Source organism: Corynebacterium sp. ES2794-CONJ1 (assembly GCF_025660615.1).
Classification (GTDB): Bacteria; Actinomycetota; Actinomycetes; order Mycobacteriales; family Mycobacteriaceae; genus Corynebacterium.
On record NZ_JAOTIM010000003.1, the window covers coordinates 125,339 to 149,766 of the forward strand.

Annotated in this window: 29 protein-coding genes and 1 tRNA gene; 20 read left to right on the forward strand and 10 right to left on the reverse strand. The window is 52.9% G+C overall.

The features are described from left to right. The first annotated feature begins 2 nt into the window (after positions 1-2). On the forward strand, positions 3-638 hold the full coding sequence (locus N7326_RS04760; protein WP_259078236.1) for a MazG nucleotide pyrophosphohydrolase domain-containing protein: 636 nt from the start codon (positions 3-5) through the stop codon (positions 636-638). Positions 639-665: 27 nt separating this feature from the next. Here the strand turns inward: N7326_RS04760 and N7326_RS04765 are convergent, their stop codons facing one another. Further along, the gene (locus tag N7326_RS04765) at positions 666-1,118 is read right to left on the reverse strand and encodes a hypothetical protein (RefSeq protein ID WP_259078235.1); all 453 of its coding nucleotides are present in this window, start codon (positions 1,116-1,118) and stop codon (positions 666-668) included. A gap of 166 nt (positions 1,119-1,284) precedes the next feature. Here N7326_RS04765 and N7326_RS04770 point away from each other — a divergent pair, with 166 nt between their 5' ends. The 10 genes from N7326_RS04770 to N7326_RS04815 all read left to right on the forward strand — a co-directional run bounded on the left by N7326_RS04770 (position 1,285) and on the right by N7326_RS04815 (position 8,565). Next, positions 1,285-2,073 (forward strand): lytic transglycosylase domain-containing protein, encoded by a 789-nt coding sequence (locus tag N7326_RS04770; protein WP_259158274.1) that lies wholly within the window; start codon positions 1,285-1,287, stop codon positions 2,071-2,073. A gap of 48 nt (positions 2,074-2,121) precedes the next feature. Further along, entirely contained in the window at positions 2,122-2,247 is a 126-nt protein-coding gene (locus N7326_RS04775) for a hypothetical protein (protein ID WP_259078232.1), read from the forward strand. A gap of 131 nt (positions 2,248-2,378) precedes the next feature. Beyond that, positions 2,379-3,656, forward strand: a complete 1,278-nt coding sequence (eno, locus tag N7326_RS04780; protein ID WP_259078230.1) for a phosphopyruvate hydratase — start codon at positions 2,379-2,381, stop codon at positions 3,654-3,656. 157 nt (positions 3,657-3,813) lie between these two features. Further along, positions 3,814-4,353: an FtsB family cell division protein gene (locus tag N7326_RS04785; protein ID WP_263088252.1), complete on the forward strand. Its 540-nt coding sequence runs from the start codon at positions 3,814-3,816 to the stop codon at positions 4,351-4,353. Positions 4,354-4,387: 34 nt separating this feature from the next. After that, entirely contained in the window at positions 4,388-4,948 is a 561-nt protein-coding gene (locus tag N7326_RS04790) for a DUF501 domain-containing protein (protein WP_259078228.1), read from the forward strand. Further along, positions 4,945-5,910: a Ppx/GppA phosphatase family protein gene (locus tag N7326_RS04795; RefSeq protein WP_263088253.1), complete on the forward strand. Its 966-nt coding sequence runs from the start codon at positions 4,945-4,947 to the stop codon at positions 5,908-5,910. The genes N7326_RS04790 and N7326_RS04795 overlap by 4 nt, the downstream gene beginning before the upstream one ends. 72 nt (positions 5,911-5,982) lie before the next feature. Next, positions 5,983-6,056: transfer RNA gene (locus N7326_RS04800), tRNA-Leu, on the forward strand. Between the two features lie 267 nt (positions 6,057-6,323). Then, entirely contained in the window at positions 6,324-6,545 is a 222-nt protein-coding gene (locus tag N7326_RS04805) for a hypothetical protein (RefSeq protein ID WP_259078226.1), read from the forward strand. 104 nt (positions 6,546-6,649) lie between these two features. Next, positions 6,650-7,633: a helix-turn-helix transcriptional regulator gene (locus N7326_RS04810; protein ID WP_259078225.1), complete on the forward strand. Its 984-nt coding sequence runs from the start codon at positions 6,650-6,652 to the stop codon at positions 7,631-7,633. 119 nt (positions 7,634-7,752) lie between these two features. After that, the gene (locus tag N7326_RS04815; RefSeq protein WP_259289436.1) at positions 7,753-8,565 is read left to right on the forward strand and encodes a Bax inhibitor-1/YccA family protein; all 813 of its coding nucleotides are present in this window, start codon (positions 7,753-7,755) and stop codon (positions 8,563-8,565) included. A gap of 53 nt (positions 8,566-8,618) precedes the next feature. Here the strand turns inward: N7326_RS04815 and N7326_RS04820 are convergent, their stop codons facing one another. The 3 genes from N7326_RS04820 to N7326_RS04830 form a co-directional block, all read right to left on the reverse strand. Then, entirely contained in the window at positions 8,619-9,095 is a 477-nt protein-coding gene (locus N7326_RS04820; protein WP_263088254.1) for a hypothetical protein, read from the reverse strand. Positions 9,096-9,103: 8 nt separating this feature from the next. Further along, positions 9,104-9,625, reverse strand: a complete 522-nt coding sequence (gene greA / locus N7326_RS04825) for a transcription elongation factor GreA (protein ID WP_259078220.1) — start codon at positions 9,623-9,625, stop codon at positions 9,104-9,106. A 146-nt stretch (positions 9,626-9,771) separates the two neighbouring features. After that, positions 9,772-10,194, reverse strand: a complete 423-nt coding sequence (locus N7326_RS04830) for a DUF4307 domain-containing protein (protein WP_259078449.1) — start codon at positions 10,192-10,194, stop codon at positions 9,772-9,774. 269 nt (positions 10,195-10,463) lie between these two features. Here N7326_RS04830 and mca point away from each other — a divergent pair, with 269 nt between their 5' ends. The 4 genes from mca to N7326_RS04850 all read left to right on the forward strand — a co-directional run bounded on the left by mca (position 10,464) and on the right by N7326_RS04850 (position 13,220). Beyond that, positions 10,464-11,342 (forward strand): mycothiol conjugate amidase Mca, encoded by an 879-nt coding sequence (mca, locus tag N7326_RS04835; protein WP_259289437.1) that lies wholly within the window; start codon positions 10,464-10,466, stop codon positions 11,340-11,342. Positions 11,343-11,621: 279 nt separating this feature from the next. Then, a complete protein-coding gene (locus N7326_RS04840; protein WP_259078217.1) occupies positions 11,622-11,897 on the forward strand; it encodes a hypothetical protein in 276 nt (91 codons plus the stop codon). Between the two features lie 5 nt (positions 11,898-11,902). Next, positions 11,903-12,676, forward strand: a complete 774-nt coding sequence (locus N7326_RS04845) for an isoprenyl transferase (protein ID WP_259078215.1) — start codon at positions 11,903-11,905, stop codon at positions 12,674-12,676. Between the two features lie 40 nt (positions 12,677-12,716). Further along, the gene (locus tag N7326_RS04850) at positions 12,717-13,220 is read left to right on the forward strand and encodes a flavodoxin domain-containing protein (RefSeq protein ID WP_259078213.1); all 504 of its coding nucleotides are present in this window, start codon (positions 12,717-12,719) and stop codon (positions 13,218-13,220) included. Here the strand turns inward: N7326_RS04850 and coaA are convergent. Next, positions 13,217-14,143 carry a type I pantothenate kinase gene (coaA, locus tag N7326_RS04855; protein WP_259078211.1) on the reverse strand — a complete coding sequence of 309 codons (927 nt, stop codon included), beginning with the start codon at positions 14,141-14,143 and terminating at the stop codon, positions 13,217-13,219. The genes N7326_RS04850 and coaA overlap by 4 nt on opposite strands. Positions 14,144-14,360: 217 nt before the next feature. On the opposite strand from coaA, the gene glyA reads away from it, so the two are divergent. The 3 genes from glyA to N7326_RS04870 all read left to right on the forward strand — a co-directional run bounded on the left by glyA (position 14,361) and on the right by N7326_RS04870 (position 18,442). Further along, positions 14,361-15,644: a serine hydroxymethyltransferase gene (glyA, locus tag N7326_RS04860; protein ID WP_259078209.1), complete on the forward strand. Its 1,284-nt coding sequence runs from the start codon at positions 14,361-14,363 to the stop codon at positions 15,642-15,644. A 100-nt stretch (positions 15,645-15,744) separates the two neighbouring features. Then, the gene (gene pabB / locus N7326_RS04865) at positions 15,745-17,739 is read left to right on the forward strand and encodes an aminodeoxychorismate synthase component I (protein WP_259078207.1); all 1,995 of its coding nucleotides are present in this window, start codon (positions 15,745-15,747) and stop codon (positions 17,737-17,739) included. Next, on the forward strand, positions 17,729-18,442 hold the full coding sequence (locus tag N7326_RS04870) for an aminotransferase class IV (RefSeq protein ID WP_259078205.1): 714 nt from the start codon (positions 17,729-17,731) through the stop codon (positions 18,440-18,442). The genes pabB and N7326_RS04870 overlap by 11 nt, the downstream gene beginning before the upstream one ends. A 2-nt stretch (positions 18,443-18,444) precedes the next feature. Here the strand turns inward: N7326_RS04870 and N7326_RS04875 are convergent, their stop codons facing one another. Then, a complete protein-coding gene (locus N7326_RS04875; protein WP_259078203.1) occupies positions 18,445-18,765 on the reverse strand; it encodes a DUF5997 family protein in 321 nt (106 codons plus the stop codon). 62 nt (positions 18,766-18,827) lie between these two features. On the opposite strand from N7326_RS04875, the gene N7326_RS04880 reads away from it, so the two are divergent. Then, complete coding sequence (locus tag N7326_RS04880; RefSeq protein WP_259078201.1) at positions 18,828-19,484, forward strand: LysR family transcriptional regulator substrate-binding protein; 657 nt, start codon at positions 18,828-18,830, stop codon at positions 19,482-19,484. Positions 19,485-19,490: 6 nt separating this feature from the next. Here the strand turns inward: N7326_RS04880 and N7326_RS04885 are convergent, their stop codons facing one another. Further along, positions 19,491-20,888 (reverse strand): class II fumarate hydratase, encoded by a 1,398-nt coding sequence (locus N7326_RS04885; protein WP_259078199.1) that lies wholly within the window; start codon positions 20,886-20,888, stop codon positions 19,491-19,493. 199 nt (positions 20,889-21,087) lie between these two features. Beyond that, positions 21,088-22,107, reverse strand: a complete 1,020-nt coding sequence (glpX, locus tag N7326_RS04890; RefSeq protein ID WP_263088255.1) for a class II fructose-bisphosphatase — start codon at positions 22,105-22,107, stop codon at positions 21,088-21,090. Between the two features lie 229 nt (positions 22,108-22,336). On the opposite strand from glpX, the gene N7326_RS04895 reads away from it, so the two are divergent. After that, complete coding sequence (locus N7326_RS04895; protein ID WP_263088256.1) at positions 22,337-22,909, forward strand: DUF4245 domain-containing protein; 573 nt, start codon at positions 22,337-22,339, stop codon at positions 22,907-22,909. On the opposite strand, the gene N7326_RS04900 is transcribed toward N7326_RS04895, so the two are convergent. Both N7326_RS04900 and xseA read right to left on the reverse strand, forming a co-directional pair. After that, positions 22,906-23,160, reverse strand: a complete 255-nt coding sequence (locus tag N7326_RS04900) for an exodeoxyribonuclease VII small subunit (protein WP_259078192.1) — start codon at positions 23,158-23,160, stop codon at positions 22,906-22,908. The genes N7326_RS04895 and N7326_RS04900 overlap by 4 nt on opposite strands. Before the next feature lie 20 nt (positions 23,161-23,180). Next, a complete protein-coding gene (gene xseA / locus N7326_RS04905) occupies positions 23,181-24,407 on the reverse strand; it encodes an exodeoxyribonuclease VII large subunit (protein WP_396124738.1) in 1,227 nt (408 codons plus the stop codon). Positions 24,408-24,428: the final 21 nt, after the last annotated feature.

A 24,428-nucleotide genomic window follows, 5' to 3' on the forward strand; every position in this document is an offset into this window, starting at 1 on the left:
TCATGACTCAAGCCCATCTCACTGTGCTCATCCTCGACCCGCGCTGGCCCACTATGGTCCCTCTTAATATCCTCAAAGGCCTTCGAGGGTCGATTGAAGTGACCGAGGATATTCCAGAGCAGCTGCTTTCCTTGCTCAAAGATCTAATACCCGCTGGGCCTGAGATACTTCTAGTGAGCAGCCAGCCCAACCATCCTGCGGTCAAAACCTTTATGGATCAGGATGCTGTATTAATCTGCGCTCCCTCGCTGGAGGATCCTGTTGATCAAGCTGTACAGACAATGAGACGAGCTTTGGAGATAGGAGAGTGGGAGAGAGCCCAAACTCATCGTTCTCTGATTCCTTACCTGCGTGAAGAGACGGCCGAAGTCATCGAGGCCATTGAATCAGAATCCGGGGATGACCAGATTCGAAACGAGTTATCGGATGTGCTTTTGCAGGTTTTTTTCCACGCCGAAATAGCCGCCCGACGCGGAGCTTTTGACTTCGCCGATATAGCGTCAAGCTTTACGGCGAAAATGCGTCGGCGCGCACCTTATCTTTTCGATGGAACCACTGAGACCATTCCTACCGAAAAGCAGCAGGACATATGGCAAAAGGCAAAGCTAATGGAAAGTGAAAAACAGGCGCAACCATAGGGTTACGCCTGCTTCTTCATCGTTGATCTATGAGCTCAGTAAAGATAAGGCCGAAGAGCCCAGGGAACTGGTGGAATTCGAGGAGCCCGAATCAGACGAACCTGAGTTGGACGACGCTGAAGGGGCATCCGGAGAGACAATTTCACACGTCAGTGCGCGGTTGAGCACTGGCTCGAGAGCGATAGCGCGGATCTTGGAGGGAACATTAGTATTCGTAGCCTCTTTGTAAAGGACGTCTGAAAGCTGCTGTCGAGTCATGCCAGGTTTGACGTTGTCACCGAGCATGGAACCTAGCAGTGAGCACGGGGTATTGGAGACGAAGAAATCCACTGCCTTCTGGCTCACAGTGCCGAAGGAATCGAGAGCTTTAATAGCGGTGAGAATGGTTCCTAAACCAGCAGCATTGGCGGCTGGGACCGTAATGCCAGAGCTCAAGAGGGCAGTGCCGGCTACAGCAACAATGGCGCGACGAATACGCATATTTACGTGTCCTTCCAGTAAAAATAAATTACGACAGAGCAACAATAATAGAAAAACCACCTACTGCATAGATATATAAGGGTCGGGGGTAATTGGTAGGGGATCGTTCGAGCCGGCGCGTTGGAGGAAATTCTGCTCACCACAAAGATTGCTAGAATCACACCCCATGAGCGGTGGAGTAAAAATTGTGTCGGGTTGCGCGGTGGGTGTCCTGCTTGCTGTGATCACGGTGATAGCAGTAGTCGGATGGAGCCTGTCCTTCCTCGACCAGGGGCCAGCGGTGAGGCAGTTAGCACCTATCCCTGAGAATATTCCACCAGCCAGAGGCCAAGAGGTTCCCCTCATTGATGTCAACGCGCCGGGACGCACCTCGGATAAACTGCGCTTTTGGGCCGATCCAATTTCGGCCGAGACAGGGGTATCCTCGGCCGCTTTGCGTGCCTATGGCAATGCGGAACTCATCGCGGCGCAATCGTGGCCCGAGTGCCATCTGTCGTGGACGACACTTGCAGGAATCGGTTATGTCGAAACTAGGCACGGAACCTACTCAGGACAGCTCTTCAACTCGCGTGATATAGATGAAGACGGTAACGTTTTGCCTCCCATTCTCGGGGTCCAACTTGATGGATCGCCCGGATTCGCCGAGATCCGCGATACCGATCAAGGACAACTAGACGGAGATTCGGAATATGATCGAGCTATTGGTCCCATGCAGTTTATTCCAACCTCATGGCAACGATACGGGCGTGACGCCTCGGGGGATGGGGTGGCGGATCCCAATAATATCGACGACGCCGCTCTAGGAGCAGCCAACCTACTGTGCTCTCAGGGCGACCTAGCCACGCCAGAGGGGTGGACTCGTGCAGTTTTGTCCTATAACAGCTCGCAAGCCTATCTGATTAAAGTACGCAACGCCGCTAATTCCTATGCGCTCTCACAACCAGCGATGCGGTAGAGAGCACTTTCAACCAAGCAGAACGAACTGTTCGTGTGAAGATCGTTGATGTGCAGAAACTCACAACCTAATCTCGACGGCCATCAAGGATCGACACCGACACTTGATATTGCTCGGAAAACGCTGTTCAGCGCCGGTTTCTACGACAAGGTGGGGGAGGAATATCTAGGCTAAAAACCACAAAACCAAACATGCTCTCACAGAAAGCCAAGGCGGACACTTAAAAAAAGTGCGTTTGTTATATAAGCTCGTAAGACGAGTCCTCATACGAGAACACTTACCTTTAACCACAGAGGAGTTTTACAGTGGCTGATATTATGCATGTATTTGCACGCGAAATTCTTGACTCACGCGGTAACCCTACCGTTGAAGTTGAGGCTTTCCTCGACGATGGCGCTCACGGCGTCGCCGGCGTTCCATCAGGCGCCTCCACCGGCGTCCACGAGGCACACGAATTGCGCGACGGTGGCGACCGCTACCTCGGCAAGGGAGTTTTGCAGGCAGTAAAGAACGTCAACGAAAAGATCGCCGATGCTATCGCAGGTATCCCAGCCGATGACCAGCGTCTGATCGACCAGGCCATGATCGAGCTCGACGGTTCTGAGAACAAGAAGAACCTCGGTGCAAACGCTATCTTGGGTGTATCTATGGCCGCTGCTCACGCGGCAGCCGAGTCAGCTGGTCTACCCCTCTATCGCTATATCGGTGGACCGAACGCACACGTCTTGCCAGTTCCGATGATGAATATTGTCAATGGCGGCGCACACGCTGACTCCGGTGTGGACGTTCAGGAATTCATGATCGCTCCTATTGGCGCTGAATCCTTCTCCGAAGCACTGCGCATGGGTGCGGAAGTGTACCACTCCCTCAAGTCCGTTATTAAGTCCAAGGGGCTTTCTACTGGCCTTGGCGACGAGGGCGGCTTTGCTCCTTCGGTTGAGTCCACCCGTGCCGCTCTTGACCTCATTGTAGAAGCCATTGAGAAGGCTGGCCTGAAGCCAGGTGCCGATATCGCTTTGGCCCTAGACGTTGCATCCTCGGAGTTCTACAAGGATGGTAAGTACCACTTCGAAGGTGGCGAGCACACCGCAGAAGAGATGGCCAAGGTTTACGAGGAACTCGTTGACGCTTATCCAATCGTATCTATCGAGGATCCTCTTCAGGAAGACGACTGGGAGGGTTATACCAACCTCACCGCTAAGATTGGTGACAAGGTACAGCTCGTGGGCGACGATTTCTTCGTTACCAACCCAGCTCGCCTCAAGGAAGGCATCGAGAAGAAGGCCTGCAACGCGCTCCTGGTTAAGGTTAACCAGATCGGTACTTTGACTGAGACCTTCGATGCCGTTGAGATGGCTCACCGCAATGGTTACCGTTGCATGATGTCTCACCGCTCCGGTGAGACCGAGGACACCACCATTGCTGATCTTGCTGTGGCGTTGGGCTGCGGTCAGATTAAGACCGGTGCTCCTGCTCGTTCTGAGCGGGTGGCGAAGTACAACCAGTTACTGCGCATTGAGCAGGAACTCGAGGGTGCAGCAGTTTATGCTGGGCGCTCTGCATTCCCACGTTTCCAGGGCTAGGGTCTAGGCTAGAAGTTAGCCGTTTCCCCTCCCTTATTGACTAACTGAACTCGCACCTTCAAACGTGAAGGTGCGAGTTCAGTTTATTTCTACGGGTACCACCCCCCGTGCGGCTTTAGATACCTGTGGGCGTGAAGGTGCTAAAATTTAGAATCCTATGCAACGTAAAAATAGAGCTGTTCCGGTTCTCAACCGTGAGAAAGAAATAAGGGCTACACGTCCGAAGCGCACACCCGTGCGGCTCGGTCTTGAAGCCTATGCAGCCATAATTGCTGCCGTTGCTTTCGTCATAGTCATTATCTACGTACCGGTGCGCGATTATATGGAGCAGCGCTCTGAGATAGACCGCTTAGAGGTCTCGATTTCTCAGCTCACCAAGCAAAAAGATAAGCTCCAAGACGATCTGAACCATTATCAATCCGAGGAGTATATTCGCGAGCAAGCACGAATTCGATTAGGGGTCATTGCCCCTGGCGAACGTGCCTTCCGGATCATCGACCCTGGCCTTGAGAACTCCCGTCATACGCAAGCAGTTAGCCCGAAAAATGAAGAAATTCGTATTTGGTACGAGACCCTCTGGGATTCAGTGACTGTGATCCCCGAGGAGGATGAACAGCCGTCGCGAGAAAATAAGCTTCCTCTTTTGAGCGATCTGCAGGCTCCCGTCCCATCGGCTCCCGAGGAGGGTGAAAGATAGGTGAGAGGGCGGGCATAGTCTAAAATCTTCAGATATGAGTGTCGACGAAAAAGATCTAGCTGCCGTAGCCCGCCAACTTGGTCGCAGTCCGCGTGGAGTCGTTGAAATATCCTATCGATGCCCGGACGGTGCACCTGGCGTCGTGATGACGCGTCCTCGCTTAGAGGATGGAACGCCTTTTCCCACTCTCTACTATCTGACAGACCCGCGGTTAACGGCCGAAGCATCCCGCTTGGAGGTCGCTCATATTATGAAATGGATGACTGAGCGTCTATCCAAAGATCACGAGCTCGCGGCGGACTATCGAAGAGCCCACGAGTATTTCCTTGATAAGCGCAATAGCTTAGAGGACCTAGGAACCGAGTTCTCTGGTGGGGGAATGCCAGATCGAGTAAAATGCCTTCACGTTCTTATCGCCTATGCCCTGGCTGAAGGACCGCAACATGTCCAACTGGGGACCGAGGCCGTCGCCATTGCTGCCCAACACGCTAACCTGCGCGGAACCGCTATTCCTGAAGACTGGCCTACGGTTGATGATTTAGGTATCGATATGGAGCACTTCGACTTCACTCATGCTGAGGCGCCACGCGCATGACTAGATATGCAGCGATTGATTGTGGGACGAACTCCCTACGGCTTCTTATTGTAGAGTGCACCCGGGATGGCGACATCAAAGAAATAGCGCGTCAGATGGAAATCGTCCGCCTGGGAGCCGCAGTGGATGCGACAGGTGAATTTGATCCAGCAGCAATCGAGCGAGCACGTCTCGTACTCGCTCGCTATGTCGATATTATGCGCGCCGAGAGGGTTGCCGATATCCGTATGGTGGCGACATCTGCGACCCGGGATGCAAAAAATCGCGAGGTTTTCTTTGATATGACGCGTACTGAGCTCGCTCCAATTAGGGAGGGAGCGGTTGCGGAGGTTATTAGTGGGGACGACGAGGCACAACTTTCTTTTGCCGGGGCCGTGGCCGATCTGAACCCTGATCGAGGACCCTTCTGCGTCATCGACTTAGGCGGTGGCTCCACCGAATTTGTAGTCGGTTATCCTCATGGCAAGATTCTCGGTTCTTACTCGGCACAAATGGGGTGTGTGCGGCTGAGCGAGCGCATCCTTCACACGGATCCTCCAACTGACAAGGAACAGCTTCAGGCCGCAGAGTATATTTCCCGACAGCTACGTGACGTGCAAAACGCAGTACCTATTTCCCAGGCTCGCACATTTGTCGGGTGCGCCGGCACGTTTACCACACTCGCTGCCTTGGCACTGGGTTTAGAGACCTATGATGCTACGAAAATTCATAACACAACGCTAAGATTTCCCGCCTTAATAGTGTTGAATAAGGAGCTCATCGGGCTCAGTAGTGCTGAGCGGCGCATGAATCCTGTGATTCATCCAGGACGAGCGGATGTTCTCGCCGCTGGGGGATTAGTAGTCAATGCCATAATCGACATGATCGCCTATATCACCAATATTTCACAGATCACCATTAGTGAAAAGGATATTTTAGACGGGATCATTCTGGGCATGATCTCTTCAAAGAGTTCCCCATAAAACACCGTGTTCGCGCTGGTGAGATCTTCATTTAGAAAATAACGGGTATCTACATTAAGATAATTACTCGTTGCCCCCATAGCCCAATCGGCAGAGGCGGTTGACTTAAAATCAATACAGTGTGGGTTCGAGTCCCACTGGGGGCACAGATAAAGACCTTGCGAGAAATCGCAAGGTCTTTATCTTTTAGTTGAGAAGCAGTGGAATCTAGCCCCTAAAGTGGGTGGAATTCAAACACGCCGACGAATTTACTCATCGCCTAAATGGCAGCTTAGAAGGATATTTAGTAACTCACAGCAATTTGACAGCTTGGGTCGACCCCTTCTTCAGATAAGCCCCATAGGTTGCTTATTAAGTAATTTGCACACGCAACCATACGCAACGAGGACATAATCTTTTTAAGGAGCACCCTGATGGCAACCACCACCATGCAGCACACAGATTCAACAGACCTTTTTGTCACGCGCGACGTTGACGATACTGTGGTCTATCACCTTCGTCAATGTAACCCTTATGATCTCAACAGCTCCTACTATGTGCGCGAGAATCAATCGACCGGAGGACGCGCTTTTGTGGAAATGAGTATGCGGCATGGTTGTGGCTATGCGTATGCTCAGCGACGCGCTCGCGCCTAAGATACCCTTATAAATCAAACTTTTGGTGGTGTGGGCCTAGCTTTTAGCCGGTGTGACCTTTACAATGGGCTCACTGGCTTTTTGCTTAGGCTAACCTAATGGGAATGAGCGCAATTGTGATCAAAGATACCACCAAAACACGTACGACCACTTTCATGTGGTGCCGCATCGGGCAAGCCATTATTAAGGCACCCGACCGGATGCTTCATATTGTCGCGGGCGATCTCGTCATCGCTCCGGAAAGTGCGACGGTCATCGATAGCGCCGAGGCGAGCATTATCTCGTTCAAATTTACTGATATGCTCCCCGGGCCTACTCGAAAAATCTCTCTGGGTCCGGACTGGGATCGACGCATAATAGCTGAATATGCCAGAGCCCGGCTCGGGGAGAAGCATTGCAGTGAGGGATTCCTTACAACTCTTCATCAACCCCGTTTTCAATGTCCTCCGCTGCCTGTAGAACAGGCCGCACGCCGTGTTGCTAGCGAATTATTAGCGCAACCGAGCTGCACGACCTCACTTGAGGTATTTGCCCAATCCCACCGCATCAGTGCTCGAACTCTCCAGCGACAATTTCTCAAATCCACAGGATTACCATTTTCCGAATGGCGAGCCGCATGTCGGGTAGCCAGTGCTGCCGATCTCATAAGTCGGGGGATGAGTATTAAACTCGCCTCCCAGCATGTAGGATTCTCGGCCACGAGTAGTCTGACACGAGCTTTTAAGCGCCACACAGGTCAGACGCCCGCGAGTTTTCTCAATCTTAAATCTGTTCATGTTCCACTCAGCGATCCTCTGACCGTTTTCGCACGCGCTCGAACTGATCTCGTCCTGTGGCTTGCTCATGGATCCGCCACCGTAACCACACCAGGCTACTGTCGGTTTCTGGCGCAAGGAGAGACAGTGACAATTCTCTCCGGAACTCATACTCGCCTGGATATCGCCTCTGGGTCAATCGCATTGCCGGTCAGCCCGCGTTTCAACGAACATGCCGTAGATGCTCTTTCTCGAGCTTTGGATACTCAAGGCGATACTTTCCTTGAGGGGTTGACAGATAGCAGTGACCAAGAGGCACTAACCCCCGCATAAAAGAGGCGCGGGAACTATTGTTAGTGCGGTCACGTTAGAAGGATGTACCTGGTCTTGGGGATAATTGATCCGCAGGACTATATAAGTAGAAAAGTAGCGAAAGGACAGTGTTACTACCTATGCGTAGCAGCAATCCAGTGCTCGCCTCTCTCCCCGCAAAAGGACAGGCGACGAATTATTACGGAGACTACCAGCAGGCCCCGACGGGTCTAGACGGTTTTGCTCCCGCGCCAGTTAGCACTGAGCGTCCTATGACTGTCGACGATGTGGTGACCAAGACTGGAATCGTTTTGGCGATTATTGTGGCGCTAGCCGCTGTTAACTTTGGCATTGCGCTGGTAAGTCCAGCCCTTAGCATGGGACTTACGGCAGTTGGTGCCATAGGCGGTCTGGTCACTGTTCTTATTGCCACGTTCGGCAAAAAGTTTGGATCTGCACCAGTGGCTTTGGTCTATGCAGCCTTCGAAGGACTTTTCGTTGGAGGTATTTCGGTTCTATTCTCTGGTTTCCTCGTGGGAGGAAATAACGCTGGGGCTATGATCGGTCAAGCCGTTCTGGGAACCCTAGGCGTCTTCCTGGGCATGCTCTATGCGTATAAGACTGGCGCCGTTAAGGTGACCCCGCGATTTACCAAGATTCTCACTGGGGCTATGATCGGTGTTCTGGTACTGGCGCTCGGTAACTTCATGCTCGCCATCTTGGGCGTGTCCAATGTATTGCGTGATGGTGGACCGATTGCCATTATCTTCTCCCTCGTGTGTATCGGTCTTGCTGCCATGAGCTTCCTACAGGACTTTGATGTCGCCGAGAAACTTATCCGTCAGGGAGCACCATCAAAGATGGCGTGGGGTGTGGCTCTCGGATTAGCTGTGACCTTGGTCTGGCTCTACACCGAAATCTTGCGGCTGCTGAGCTATTTCTCAAATCGTTAAAACCAAATAGAAATCCGGTTGCACACCACGTGATGGGGTGTAACCGGTTTTTTTTAACCCGTAAGCTGATAGAACAGCAGGGCTATATCGTCAACAAATACCTGACTAAAAGCCCATCCTTGCTGCGTATCAATAGGGTCAGAGAGCACTATGCTAACGCTACTGCCATCGCGCAGATTGCCTGAGCCTATCGCTGTGTCTTTAGCCCACCGGGTCCATGTGATCGAAGTGATGCTGTTCGATGAAGTACAGCTTAATTTTATGCTGCGGGGTTGAATGAGAGCTGGTCCGAGGCAATCAATATAGCCAGGTTTGTTCTGCTGGGGATGGAAACCACTATCTACCTGATTGATGAGCCGATCAAGGGGATCTTTTGCTACGGGTCGTACTAGGGGGATAGTGCTATCGAGAGACGATAGCACTTTCAACGGTAGCTTCGGGGGGTCTGGTTGCGGGGTGGAGCACGCGCTGACGGATAAGAAAACGGTTAGATATCCGCAGATACCTAACCGTTGTAGAGAAGTTCTCATAAAGAATATTAGGCCTGGCGCGGAGTCGAGGCCTTTGTGGAGTCATAAGGCTCTGCAGATACGAGAGTCACGCTGAGGGTTGACCCACTAGGAGCAGTGTATTCGCGAGTTTCTCCTTCTTGAGCACCGATAAGTGCGGCTCCGAGAGGGGACTGTTCGGAGTAGGTTTCCAGATCTTTATTATCGGAGGCGGCAGCACGAGTACCGATGAGGAAAGTCTCTTTATCATTTTCATCACCGTTATAATAAACGTGTACAACCGAACCGACGGCGGCTACACCTTCGACAACGGCGGAACGCTCGGTAGTGGAATTCGCGAGGATTTCGGAGATCTGCTTGATGCGAGCCTCTTCCTGATCCTGCATTTCGCGAGCGGCATCATAGCCGGCGTTTTCTTTGAGATCGCCCTCCTCGCGGCGCTCGTTGATCTCCGCAGCCACAATAGGGCGGTGCGCGATCAGGGCATTGAGCTCTTCCTCGAGCTTGGCCTTAGTTTCCGGAGTGATATATTGCTTCTGCTGCTCTGCCATGTCACACGAACCTTTGCATAGTGATAAATAGAGACGCCCCAACTCCCAAAAATTTGAGGAGCGATGCGGGGCCTAGGATTTCTGTAGTCTAAGTAGTCGGAGGAGATTCTACCAAATATTGACGCGGAATAGTGCTGTCGCGAGTATTAGGGTGCTTTCTGCTCTAAGTAGAATGGAATAGAGTCACTGCAGCCATAGGCGGCTCCTGCTACTGCGCGCTCGCGCGTGGGAATATTGATATTCCACCGAGCGATATTTTGCCCACCAGCGGGAACAAATACTTCGCGCCGGCCCACCTCGGCCATATCAAAGTTGAGTGCCGTCACAATGCAGTAGGCGGGTTGGGAGGTATCTTTACGGGTGATATCAGCGATGACAGTTATATTCTCATCATTAATGGGCTCGGCGTTGACAAATTGAATCGTGATTGGTTGCGATTGTGCAGTCTGGAGGTATTTGGCGAAAGCGACTGCGAAGCCGATAACTAAAACCAAAATGGCAATAGCCATGAGCTTCCCTGTCATCGACGATTGCGATTCCTTGGGCTCGGCGGCATATCTACTGCGCATGGTCACAGCTAAATTCTCCTTCACCACGGCTGTGATCAAGGTTAGGATTTAGGATCCAGCCGTCCGTGGTTAACAAATCCGGGGTTAGCTCATAGTGTAGACGTTTTCGTTGCAGAAGCCGTCATTATCCATAGGCGTATAGCCAAATACGTATATAATTGGGGACTTGTCAACTTCTACCTGATAGATAAAATAGGTGGATTGGTCTCCTCTATGACAATCTTGGAGGGACTAACTCACCAGAAAAAGTATAGTAAAAAGGACAACCGATGACCCATTGCCTTCCTAAAATTCTTGCCATCCATGCCCATCCTGATGACGAATCGAGTAAAGGGGCTGCCACGATGGCCCGTTATATCTCGGAAGGACACGAGGTATTGGTGGTGAGCTGCACGGGCGGCGAGCGCGGAGATATTCTTAATCCAGCGATGGATCGGCCTGGAATTAAAGAAAATATTCGCGAAGTCCGAAAGGACGAAATGGCGAAAGCGGCCGCGGTTTTAGGGGTTGAGCATCGTTGGTTGGGCTACGAAGATTCTGGTCTCCCTCAGGGCGATCCATTGCCGCCTCTCCCAGAGGGCTGCTTTGCGCTCGTCGACTCCGATGAGATAACTCAAAAGCTTGTAAAAATTATTCGTGAATTTAAACCTGAAGTGATTTTGACCTATGACGAAAACGGCGGCTATCCGCACCCCGATCACCTGAAAGTGCATGAAGTCTCGCTCATGGCCTGGGAATATGCTGGAAACCCCCAATATCACCCCGAGCTTGGAGCCCCCTTTACCCCCCTGAAGCTGTACTATACACACGGCTTTGTAGTTCAACGCCTGCAGCTTTTCCACGAGCTTGCCTCGCGTGACGGGGCCCAAAGCCCCTATGGTGACATTTTGGAGCACTTTAAAGAAAACGGAGCCGACCTCATGAAGCGCGTGACCACACGAGTGGAGTGCAGCGATTTCTTCGATGCTCGCGATGCCGCACTGCGCGCTCATGCGACTCAGATCGATCCGGATGGTCTCTTCTTTTTTACCCCTGTGGACGTGCAACGCGAATACTGGCCGACCGAAGAATTCGAGTTGGCATTTAGCCGTGTGCCCAGTTCGCTTCCCGAAACCGATCTATTCGCTGGACTTGATAGTCAAAACTAACTATAAAGAGAGCCCTTGGCAATAAGTTATGGCCCGGAATCATCAACGTGACAGGATTCATGTCTGATGCTCCCAACGCGGTGAGCTGCGGCGGAGAGGGACCTCTCGCACTCGTTTGAGAGCTGCATTGAGATGAGGATACCCACCACGGGCGGGTGTGCGGATATACTTAATGCTCGATAGGGTAGTGGCGGGCAGTTAAATCGCTGAAGATAGCATTAGTTGCGGTGCCTCACACTAAGTGTCTCAATACCAGCACAGACTTTGGGAGTATATCCGGTGGATTTTTCATCTGTGATCTTTTTAGCGCAGCAGGGTCCAGGACCCGTCGGCAGCGAATTTGGCAAGGCATCACCAATCGGCTGGTTCGTTTTGGTAGCTCTAGTCGTCGCGGTGCTATTCATCGGTTGGGCTTTTCATCGACGCTACTCACGCCTGAATCGACGCCGGCTTTTTGCTGAGGAACACCAAATTGATCCATTTGATGCTGGCGCTCTGGATCGAGCGATGGCAGAAGCCGGCCTTCTTGACCAGCGCAAAAAGCATTGGTTCTAGGGTCGATGAGATTTTCTCTCCCCTCGCTCCTTTATCCTCTATACGAACGCCGCCTCCTGTGTGAAATCGCCGATGTGGAACAACCAAGCCATGTCGCCATCATGTGCGATGGAAACAGACGGTGGGCGCGGGAAGCCGGCTTCATTGATGTCAGCCAAGGGCATCGAGTGGGCGCTAAGAAGATTGGTGAGCTAGTGTCCTGGTGCAAGGGAACCAAAATCAAATCGGTTACTGTCTACCTCCTATCGACTGAAAATCTGGAGCGCAGCCCTGATGAATTGCAGTTACTGCTCGATATCATTGGCGATGTTGTCGATGAGCTAGCCGCCCCGCAGCGTGACTGTGTCGTTCGCCTGGTGGGACACCTCGACTTACTGCCAGAGCATATTGCAGCGCGGTTGCAAAAAGCATCTCATAAAACTTTGGAACACTGTGGGGTTACAGTGAATGTGGCCGTGGGTTATGGTGGGCGCCAAGAGATTGTGGATGCGGTCCGCGCTGTGATCGCAGATGCCGCCACCCAGGGAATATCCGCAGCTGAGATGGCTCGACAGATTAGTGCTGAATCCATTTCCTCTCACCTGTATACCTCAGGCCAGCCTGATCCTGACCTGGTTATCAGAACTTCCGGTGAACAACGTTTATCTGGTTTTATGCTGTGGCAGTCCGCGTATTCCGAGATTTGGTTCACCGATACCTATTGGCCTGCCTTCCGACGGCTCGACTTTTTAAGAGCATTGCGTGACTACTCCAAACGCTCTCGCCGCTTCGGAAAATAACATTCTTTAAGTAGACAACACTCGAAGGAGTGAGCAGCTCTTGACCACACCCGTAGCCCATATCCGCTATGACTCCCAATACGGATCCAGCAGGGATTACGCCGAGGAATTAGCTCAGCGTTTGAGTACCCATGCTCACACCTTAGATGCAGCCGTGCCGAAAGACGGCCAGCCGGTCGTCTTCTTCAGTTTTATTCACGGGCCGGTGATCCCCGCCGTGGAGGGGGCCGCGGCTTTAGGCGAGTACCAGCCCCCGATTGCGCTCGCTGTGGTCGGTATGTCTCCCGTTGACTATGCGCGGGAAAAAGACAGCCTGGCACGTCTCGCCCCGCATTATCAACGTTTTTACCTTCCCGGTAGGCTGATCTATTCTCAACTTTCCACCAAGCACAAAACTATGATGCGAGCTCTAGCAGCAGGCATTGCTCTCAAACCCCTGAGGAACCCGGCCGAGCAAAATATATTGGATACCTTTGGACGTGATATCGATCTAGTTAACTTCGCGGAGTTAGACCCCATCGAACAGTGGATCAATTCTTTCTAGACTTTGCGCATGCGCACGTGCTGCACACTGTGGTCGGCGCCCTTGACCAACACCAGTGAAGCCCTCGCACGGGTAGGCAGAATATTCTCTACCAGGTTGGGCAGGTTAATCGTTTGCCAGATACTGCGGGCTTGAGCGGTGGCTTCCTCATCGCCAAGATCAGCAAAATGCCGAAAGTGGGAGTCAGGCTCTTTAAACGAGGAATAGCGCAGCTCCAGGAAACGATTGATATACCATTGTTCGATGTCCCCGCTCTCCGCGTCCACATAGACAGAAAAGTCGAATAGGTCGGATATTGCTAGGTTCGGACTCGGCTGTAAAACGTTGAGCCCCTCCACAATAAGAATATCGGGACGTGAAACTACGTGGTAGGTCTCGGGTACTCGGTCGTAGAGAGTATGCGAATAAACCGGTGCATGCACAGGTGCCTTGCCCGCTTTCACATCACTCACAAAACGCAAGAGCGCGCGTTGATCATAGGTTTCGGGGTAGCCCTTGCGTTCCATGAGACCGCGCCGCCTTAGCTCACGGGCTGGATAAAGGAATCCATCGGTAGTGACAAGATCTACATGTGGGTGGTTGGGCCAGCGTTGCAGGAGAACTTGCAATAATCGCGCAGTCGTCGATTTGCCGACGGCTACCGACCCTGCGATACCAATGACGAAAGGGACGTGTTCTGGACCTTCGCCGAGAAAGGTATGGGTAGCTGCGTGCAACCCTTGGCGTGCTGCAACCTGCAGGTGGATCAAACGAGAGATGGGAAGGTAGACTTCGGCGACTTCTTCGATATCGAGGTTTTCTCCGATGCCTCGAAGTTGCTCAACCTCGTGTTCGCTGAGAACTTGGGGAAAAGACTTTCTCAGGTATCGCCAGGATTCGCGATCGAATTCCAGATAGGGACTACCTATTTTTGCGCGGGACATAAACCTAAATTGTGCCAACCACAGCATAAGAAGGGCAAACTGGTTGAAACTAAAAATACGAAGCGCTCCCGTCGCAGGGGAACGTGAGTATATTCTTAGATCTGAGCCTTAAAGATCCCCAACCCTTTCTATCACTGACCGCTGGTACCCTGAATTCTTAGGTTGGATCACGATAAAGAAGAGCTCAATTGAAAGAGAAAGGTTCCATAAAGCCCTCATGTCTAATGATATTCGCTACCAATCCCTTGCTGAATTAGATCCAGATATTGCCGAGGCGATTTCGGGAGAGCTCTCGAGACAGCGCTCCACCCTCGAAATGATTGCCTCAGAGAATTTTGTTCCCCGTGCCGTGCTGCAGGCGCAAGGTTCTGTCTTTACTAACAAATATGCCGAAGGATATCCAGGTCGCCGTTATTACGGTGGCTGCGAGCACGCCGATGTCGTGGAAGATCTAGCCCGATCACGAGCTAAGGACCTTTTTGGTGCAGAATTTGCCAATGTCCAGCCCCACGCGGGTGCCCAGGCCAATGCCGCGGTGCTCATGGCGCTCGCTCAGCCAGGGGATAAGATCATGGGTCTGTCCTTAGCGCACGGTGGTCACCTCACCCACGGCATGAAGCTCAATTTTTCCGGCAGATTCTATGAGGTTGCAGCCTATGGGGTCGATCCGCACACATTCCGAGTGGATATGGATCAAGTACGCGATATGGCCCTCAAGGAGCGACCTCAGGTTCTCATCGCCGGTTGGTCTGCGTATCCGCGACATCTCGATTTTGCCGCCTTCAGGGATATCGCCGATGAAGTAGGGGCCAAATTATGGGTCGATATGGCGCATTTTGCTGGGCTCGTTGCAGCAGGCGTTCACCCGAGCCCCGTGCCCTATGCCGACGTGGTGTCCACGACAGTACACAAGACTTTGGGCGGACCCCGCTCCGGTATTATTTTAGCCAAACAGGACTACGCCAAGGCTCTAAATTCCAGCGTCTTCCCGGGACAGCAGGGCGGCCCTTTGGTGCACGCGATTGCCGCAAAAGCGGTAGCCATGAAGATTGCGGCCACTTCTGAATTCGCCGAGCGCCAACATCGCACGCTCGATGGTGCCAAAGTTCTAGCCGAACGCCTGATGCAAAACGATTGCACCCGTGCGGGAGTCGATGTATTAACCGGTGGAACCGATGTCCACCTTGCACTTGTGGATCTGCGCAATTCTCAGCTCAATGGGCAAGAAGCCGAGGATCTGCTGCATGAAGCGGGAATTACCGTCAACCGCAATGCCGTCCCATTCGATCCGCGCCCACCGATGGTAACTTCCGGCCTGCGCATTGGTACCCCGGCCCTAGCTACGCGCGGCTTCGACCACGACGCCTTTGCGGAGGTAGCAGACATCATCGCAGCGGCTCTAACCGGATCGGAAAATCTCACAAACCTACGCGAGCGAGTTGATGCTCTCACGAAGAAATTCCCCCTCTATCCAGGTCTAGAGGATTGGAAGATGTTTTAAAAATCTCTGAAAATCCGAGCCCCGTTGCCTAGAGAAAGTTAAACCTCGGGCAGCGGGGCTTTATTGTCAAAACCCGTGGACCTCGTCTACCTTAGCTGATGTGCATATCATTATCGTCGATCACCAAGATTCATTTACCTATAACGTGCACACGTATATCCTGGATATTCTCCCCAGCGCCCGTGTCGATGTCATTGATTTTCGAGATATGACGGTGGCGCTGGCAGATACGGCAGATGCCATCATTCTCTCGCCTGGTCCTGGAGCAGTCGAGAACTCGCAAGATATTGGCAATAGCCTCGAGATTATCCGCCACAGTATAACCCCATTACTTGGTGTCTGTCTGGGGCACCAAGCGCTAGGCTTCGCCTACGGAGCCCAGTCAATACTGGCCCCCACGCCCATGCACGGCCGCACGAGCTGGATCAAGCATGATGGCCAAGACCTCTTTGCCGGTTTAACATCCCCTTTGGAAGTAGTTCGCTATCACTCCAGAGCCATCACTAATATTCCTGCTGAATTTGACATCACAGCGCGCGCCGATGACACCACGATCATGGCAATCAGGCATCGCAGCAAACCCCAATGGGGTGTCCAATTCCACCCCGAATCCATTGGGGGTTTCGACGGACACCGCTTGATCGAGAATTTTCTCAATCTCGCGAAAAACCATAAAAATTCCTCATCTCAATGCATGGTCGCACACCCCGCCCCACCAAAGCCCATAGCCAAAGTACACTCAGGCTATCGGGTAGAGGTTAAGACTATCGAGGGCTGCGTGGATCCTCTCAACATAACAGCTGATCCTGTGTATCTTCTCGATTCCACCGATCCGCACCACCGTGATGGTCGCTGGAGTTATCTCGGTATCAAGGGCGGTCCTTTCGCCCGAGAAGTCCAAGGGTGGGGTGCTGCCCGAAATCCCGGAGGGCTGGGTAATATCGAGCTTTTGGAAGATGCTCTGATTCACGCAGACACCTCCGCGGTCAGAGACCTAGAACTTAGCTTTAGCCTCGGCTTCGTGGGCTATTTTGGCTACGAGGTTCATGACGCGCTCAATCCCGAGGATCATCCAGCAGCCCTGCACTTTGTACTCAGTGACAGAGCTCTAGCGTTTGACCATCGAAGTAAGAAAACTCATATCCTCTATCTCATCAAAGAGGGTGCAGCCAAGGCGAATCTCGCTCAGCACCACTGGGCACGCAGAATGGCGCAGACAGTGAGCGCTACATCACCTCATTATTTTCCAACGAGCATAGGAAAACTCACAGCCTGGCATTCGGAAGTTGAATACCTAGCTGCCATTCAGCGTGCCCAAGAGTATATTGCGGCGGGAGATTCCTATGAGGTGTGTTTGACTACGCAACTTACGGCAACTATCGATAGTTTCGACCCGAGGAGTTGTTATGCACAATTTCGCAACCGCACTCCGCTAGGAGCTTGGCTCAATTTTTCCAACACCCAAGTAATGTCAAGTTCGCCTGAGCGATTCCTCCACTGCGATCAAGATGGCGTGATAGAGTCTCGCCCCATCAAAGGGACAAGGGCTCGCAGCTACGACCCGCGGGAGGATCAAGCCCTTAGAAACGATTTACTGTCTCACCCAAAAGACCGTGCCGAAAATCTTATGATTGTGGATCTAGTACGCAATGACCTCGCTCGCATTGCCCAGCCCGGGACGGTAGTAGCGGCTCCTCTTTTTGAAGTGGAGAGTTTCGCGAGTACCCATCAGCTCGTGAGCACTGTGCGCGCACAGCGCGCGCCGGGAGTGGGTATCTCTGAGATTATGCGAGCGATGTTTCCAGGCGGTTCGATGACGGGCGCACCTAAAGAGCGAACAATGCGCATTATCTCAGAACTGGAGAAGGGGCCACGCGGTATTTATTCGGGTGCGCTGGGCTATTTTAGCTGCGACGGCCAGTTTGATCTCTCCATGGTGATTCGAACTTTAGTTATCTCAGGTGGCCAGGCGCGCTATGGAGTGGGAGGGGCGATTGTTGCCCAGTCTGATCCCGTAGCGGAATATGCTGAGATTATGACCAAAGCCCGACCCCTAACCGACAGTGTGGCGCAGGATTTCCCTCGTGGACATTGATCTGTTGGTATTCGATCCCGCTCAGGGATTCGTTCCTACCTCCCACAAAGTATCTGGGCGCGTTATCATAGATTCCTTCCCTGTGGAGCTCGGCCGCACATCCCATCTCGATCTGCACCTTGAGCGTTTTTCTCAGGCCTGCGGAATTTGTGTTCCAAGGAAGATCCTCGAGGCCGCACTCAGTGATATTATGTGGGGATTTCCCCGCCTCGAATACGAGGTAAAGACTGGCCAGATATTCCTCAGGTTACGATCCATGCGGCCAATTCGTACGGAGACCTCACTCTTTAGTGTCACCGACACCCGTGAGCGACCTGAGATAAAGGGGTGGGACCTTGGTCTCATTGATTCCTTGAGGGCTGGAGGCTACGGGTGCGACGATATTCTCTTCCTCAATCCGGACGGCTTGGTTAAAGAGGCCGGATATGCGGTTGTTGCTTGGTGGGAAGGAGAACAGCTTTGTAGCCCGCGGAGCGAGCTGGGCATCGTGAATTCCACGACGTTGAAAAGAACTGCTACCCACATACCTATAATCCGCAAGGATATAACTGTGGCGACGCTCGCTAAGCACGTCGCCATGGTCGGGTCAGCTCTTCATGGATGGACAGCCCTGAGCAGCATCGTGAACGACGAGGCTCAGACCTTGATCCTCCCGCAGAATGTCAACCTGCTCGAGCGAGCAAATAGAGCGTGGGGAGCTTAAACCTAGTGTGAATCGCGGTTTTCCGCGAGGTTAGTTCGTTCGGTGCGCAGCCACTCCGGCTGGTTATTGAGCAAGTCCTTAATCTCGGCAGTAGTTAAGGGCTTATCCATGTCATTGCGCTTCAGAGCGGCGATGGTGATACCCAGTTTCTGAGCCACCACTGGGCGAGGATGCGGCCCAGTGCGGCGTAACTCTTCCAACCAATGAGGGGCTTCCTCTTGCAAAGCCACAAATTCTTCGTGACTGAGCGCAGTATGTTGGAACTCCTCTGGGGCGGCGGGCAAGTAGATGCCTAGCTTCTTAGCGGCTGTCTGGGGCTTCATATAAATCCCAGACGGTTTGCGTGCAGATTCTTCATTCACGTAGTAGACGGTACCATTATTTCATGCTCACCTTAAGTTTTATCACTGGAACCGAACCCGATAAGTGGTTTCGACGCTTCCGAGATCGCACCTCTCAGACCGAGCTTAAGGTTCACGCCAGCGATGATCCGCTTGCCGAGTTAATCAGGGGTGAGGTTGTCTTAGCGCTCACTCGGATTCCAGATTCGCGTCTCGATGACACCTACCATGTGGTCCGCTTGTACCAAGAGCAAGTAGGAGTGGCATTCCCCAGTGACCATCCTTTAAATCTTTTAGACGCAGTCACGCCAGCGGAACTAGACGGCGAAATTGTTCATACCCGGTATACCGAAGCCCTCAAAATCGAGGAGATTCGTACGCACCTACACACTGTGGCAGCCAATGTAGGTGTGGTTATTGCTCCGCGTCCTATGCTCAAAGCTCTCAGCGGGGCACGAGTAGCACATCGTCCATTAATCGAGAGTGAAACTCCCCCCACCACCATCGCCTTAGTATGGTTGAAATCCGAAGACAGTGACGATATTCAGGATTTTGTAGGCATTGCTAAAGGGAGAACGAGTAACTCCTCGCGGCATACGCAGCCACAACGATCCGCCCAACAAAAAGCTCGAGATAAAGCAAAGCGCCGCTTGGCGTCGAAACGCGTGCCAGTAAAGCACAACAAGCGGCGCAGCCGATAGCGGAGATTAGTGATCGCGGTCAGTATTGGCCATCGCCAAAACGTCGAGGCGTTTATCGAGTTCTTCCTCGGTCAGTTTTTCTCCGTCAACAAAGCCTAGATCGATAACGGTCTGCCGAATCGTCTTGCCTTCCTTGAGTGCGGTCTTTGCCACCTTCGCGGCATTTTCATAGCCGATAGCGGAGTTCAGCGGGGTCACAATAGACGGGGAGGACTCAGCAAGTGTCTTCATGCGCTCGACATTGGGCTCGATTCCATCCACTAGTCGAGTAGCAAACTGGCGCGCAGTATTAGCGAGCAGGCGAGCCGACTCTAAGACGTTGCGTGCCATCACCGGGATGAATACGTTGAGCTCAAAGTGCCCCTGGGAGCCACCAAATGCTACAGCTGCGTCATTGCCAATGACTTGCGCTGCCACCTGGGTAGCAGTTTCGCAGAGCACTGGATTCACCTTGCCAGGCATGATGGAAGAACCTGGTTGGAGATCAGGAAGGTGAATCTCACCGAGACCAGTCAGTGGGCCGGAGCCCATGAGACGGATATCGTTAGCGATCTTGTTTAAAGAAACGGCGATCGTGCGCATAGCTCCTGAGAATTCCACCAACCCATCGCGGGCTGCCTGCGCCTCGAAGTGGTTAACACACTCTTTCAGCTCCTCAACTCCAGTGAGCTTGACTAGTTCAGCGGTGACTTTTGCGCCGAAATCAGCGGGAGTATTCAAGCCGGTGCCGGTAGCGGTACCACCAATAGGAAGTTCGCCCAAGCGTGGGAGGCAAGCCTCAACGCGCTCGATACCAGCCTCAATTTGGCGGGCATACCCGCTGAACTCCTGGCCTAGGGTCACAGGGACCGCGTCCATGAGGTGAGTACGGCCAGACTTAACAACGCTCTCCCATTCTTTAGCTTTAGCGGCAAGAGAGGCGTGCAGTACCTTCAGGCCTGGAATAAGGTCGCGCACCGCAGCCTCAGTCGCGGCAATATGGGTAGCAGTGGGGAAGGTGTCGTTGGAGGACTGGCCCATATTCACATGATCGTTGGGGTGGACTTCGACACCATTGAGATGCGCAATGGAGGCAATGACCTCGTTGGTATTCATATTCGATGAGGTACCCGAACCGGTTTGGAATACATCGATGGGGAATTCAGCGTCGTGCTTCCCCTCGGCAATTTCCTTAGCAGCCGCGATGATGGCCTCAGCTTGCTCGGTAGGGAGCAAACCACGGTCTTTATTGACCTGGGCGCAGGCCGCTTTAAGTAAGCCGAGGGCCCGGATTTGAGCGGACTCAAGGCCGCGACCAGAGATAGGGAAATTCTCCACAGCACGCTGGGTTTGGGCTCGCCATAGAGCCTTAACGGGAACCTTCACTTCACCCATAGTGTCGTGTTCGATGCGGAATTCAGTCATATACGTTTCCAACCTTTTAAATATGTGAAAGTAAAAGAACTTTCTGCGGAAAATTGGGTCGACTGGGCACTCGGCGTGGCAGGCGCACGAGCAATCCCAGCGCTTAACCTAGTATGGCTCAAAAACGAGGGCAGCGGGAGTTAAAGCGCTCAAGAAGGCCTAGCTTCGTGGCATGAATCACCTCACCAACCCTTTCCCGCTATCTGAGGTGGGCGTGATAATCCACAGCGGAATACTCCTGTAGTTTTGCAAGCTGATGCACGGATTCGATATAGCGCACCGTGCCACTGCGCGAACGCATCACCAGTGAGCGCGTTGTGGCGCCGTTTCGGCGATAGCTCACTCCGCGCAGCATATCTCCATTAGTCAGGCCGGTGGCAACGAAATAGCAGTTATCTCCACGGACTAGGTCATCGGTTCCCAACACCCGATTAAGATCGTGGCCCGCTGCTCGAGCGCGGCTGCGCTCGGCGTCGTTCTGGGGGGCGAGAATCCCTTGAATTTCTCCACCCATGCATTTCATCGCGCAGGCGGTAATAATTCCCTCGGGGGTTCCGCCAACACCCATCATTATATCGACCGAACGACGCATCTGAGCCGCGGCGACGGCGCCCGCAACATCGCCGTCTCTGATTAAACGCACCTTAGCTCCAGCCTCCCGAATATCTCTTATAAGCTCGGCGTGTCGGGGGCGGTCGAGGACCACCACGGTGACATCGGATTTATTAATTCCCTTTGCTCGCGCTACTGCGGAAATATTGGTGGTGACCGGGGCATTAATATCAATGGCTCCAACACAGTCCGGGCCTACTGCGATTTTTTTCATATAGAAGACTGCCGACGGATCATACATCGTGCCGCGCTCGGCAGCAGCGAGAACCGATATAGCATTGGGGCGCCCCTCTGCCATGAGCGTGGTGCCGTCGACAGGGTCGATGGCGATATCAACCTCAGGGCCTTCGCCGGTGCCTACTTTTTCGCCGTTAAAGAGCATGGGGGCGTGATCTTTTTCCCCTTCTCCAATAACAATGACTCCTTTCATGGGGACAGAATTTAAAAGGGTTCGCATGGCGTCCACCGCGGCTCGATCACCGTTATTCTTCTCGCCCCGTCCCACCCAGCGTCCTGCTGCTAACGCTGCGGCTTCCGTCACCCGAACAAGATCGAGAGCTAGATTGCGGTCGGGTGTATGTACTTCGTTGCTCGAGGTATAAGTCACAGTATCTCCTTGTAGGTCAGGGGCGTGGAGGCTATCAACACTTGTCCAGGGAGGGGGACCCTCTTGCGTCAATCCCACATTTTAATCCCTAGACATTCACCATTGTGACACCATTTAGTGGGTATTTGCTATGGGTTTACCCTCAACGAGGGGTTCCTGTATGAATAGGGGAGGGTGCAGAGTGTAGATAGGCTTTGCAACCGGTATGCCAACTGACATACTCATACACATGGCTGAAGAGAAACCACGGATCTACCAATCGGGCCGCGACATCACGCTTTCACTTGGGGCGATCCTCATCGTCATGGTCGTTGCGGTTGCGCCAACTGGCATGTGCTCGACCACCGTTGGTGCTCCTGAATTTGGGCCCGTGAAAGAAGTGGATGCGCGCGCCTTTTTAAGCCTTGAGTCTCGGGCTATGCCTTATCCCCTCCGCTTGCCTCAAGCTCCCCAAGACTGGGTTGCTAATTCTGCCAGACGCTCGAGTATCGATGGGCAGCCGGCAACTGTCGTGGGTTGGGTAGTTGCCGAGAGTGGATATATTAAAATGACCCAGACGGGTCTGCCGGCTGACATAGCAATCGCAGAATACGATAATAATCCCCGTGAGTTAGTCGCTCGCTATCAGATTCAGGGCACGCCCGTGAAGCTGTACGAATCTCCTGACAAGGGGGTTCGCGCGGTGCGCTTGATCGACTTGGGTAATGTCCGCATTCTCTTCTCAGGAGCCGCCAACGATCAAGAATTCGACACGATTATCGCGGGGACAATCCTCACGGATCCTGTCATCTCTGAAGGTTAATCCTGGCTGTTTTCCTGCTGGCCAGTGACCTCCGCAACCTTCGAGGCAGCACGGCTGAGTTGCTCTTCACAGTAACGGGCTAGAGCCTCGCCACGTTCCCAGTACCGTAGTGATTCATCCAAACTCATTTGACCTAATTCTAAGATCTTGACAATCTCGATGAGTTCGTTGCGGGCGTGCTCGTAAGGCAGGGATTCTATCGGTGCGAAGTCTGCTTGTCCTTGGCCGCTGCCAATTGTCTCGTGGGGCATGGTTTTCCTTTTCTTTGTGGTTAGTCTGCGGGCTTATTCTGCATGGCTGCCGCGGTAATTGACCCATCATTCACGCGGATGCGCAGCTGCGAACCCGGGGGAGACTGCTGGATTGAAGTTACTACCTCTGGTGGTGTTCCATCCCGGGGTAATACCTGCACAACAGCATAACCGCGCTCAAGCGTAGCTGCAGGGCCTAAAGTCGAGACCTGCTTGCGCAACATTAGCATCTCTTTGTTAAGGCCATCGATATAGCGGTGAATGGTGCCATCCAACTGGGTTGCAATAAGTGAAAGATCCCGAACATGCTGGTCCACGAGGCTCATCGGTCGAGCCAATACAGGTCGCATCCGCAGATCTCTCAGGGCCCGTGATTCTTTATATACCCAGCCACGCAACGCCTGCGAGCTACGGTAACGAAGCTCCTTAATCAGCTCGCGTTCGGCCACCACATCAGGAACTACCCTCTTGGCCGCATCAGTGGGAGTAGCGGCCCGCAAATCCGCAATATCGTCGAGTACGGGGCGATCCGGTTCATGCCCAATTGCCGACACCACCGGAGTGTGGGTGGCCACCACCTGACGCTGTAAGGCTTCCTCAGAGAAGGGGAGCAAATCTTCAACAGATCCACCGCCACGCGCGATAATAATGACGTCAACATCGGGATGCTCGTCAAGAGTTTTCAGGGCTGCAATAATCTCAGGGACCGCCCGTGCGCCTTGCACGGCGGTATTGATAACCTCAAATTCTACTTCGGGCCACCGTAGCCGTGCTACCGAGAGGACATCGCGTTCGGCAGCTGAGCCGCGACCGGTTATCAAACCGATGCGTCGCGGCAGAAAAGGAAGTGGTTTCTTACGCGTTGGATCGCTGAGGCCTTCGGCTGCCAATTGTTGTCGTAATTTTTCAATACGGGCAAGCATAGCTCCGAGACCAAGGTGTTCGATCTTGGTTATATGAAGTGAAAAGCTGCCGCGACCTTCGTAAAATTGCGGTCGACCGAAACAAACGATTCTGTCACCATCGTGGATTGTGGCTAATAGCTCGTGCGGACACGTGACCGACACACTGGCCTCAACTTCGACATCGCGCAGGGTGAGATATCCATAGCGCCAGCGAGGGTTGGCTTTGAGTTGAGTGACTTGGCCCTCAACCCAAATTGTTCCTAGGCGTTCGATCCAACCTTTAACTTTATTGTTAAATTCCCTGACTGGCCACGCGTTTTCCGGAGAGTGTGCTGCGTCCACGATAGAATTCGACCCCCTATG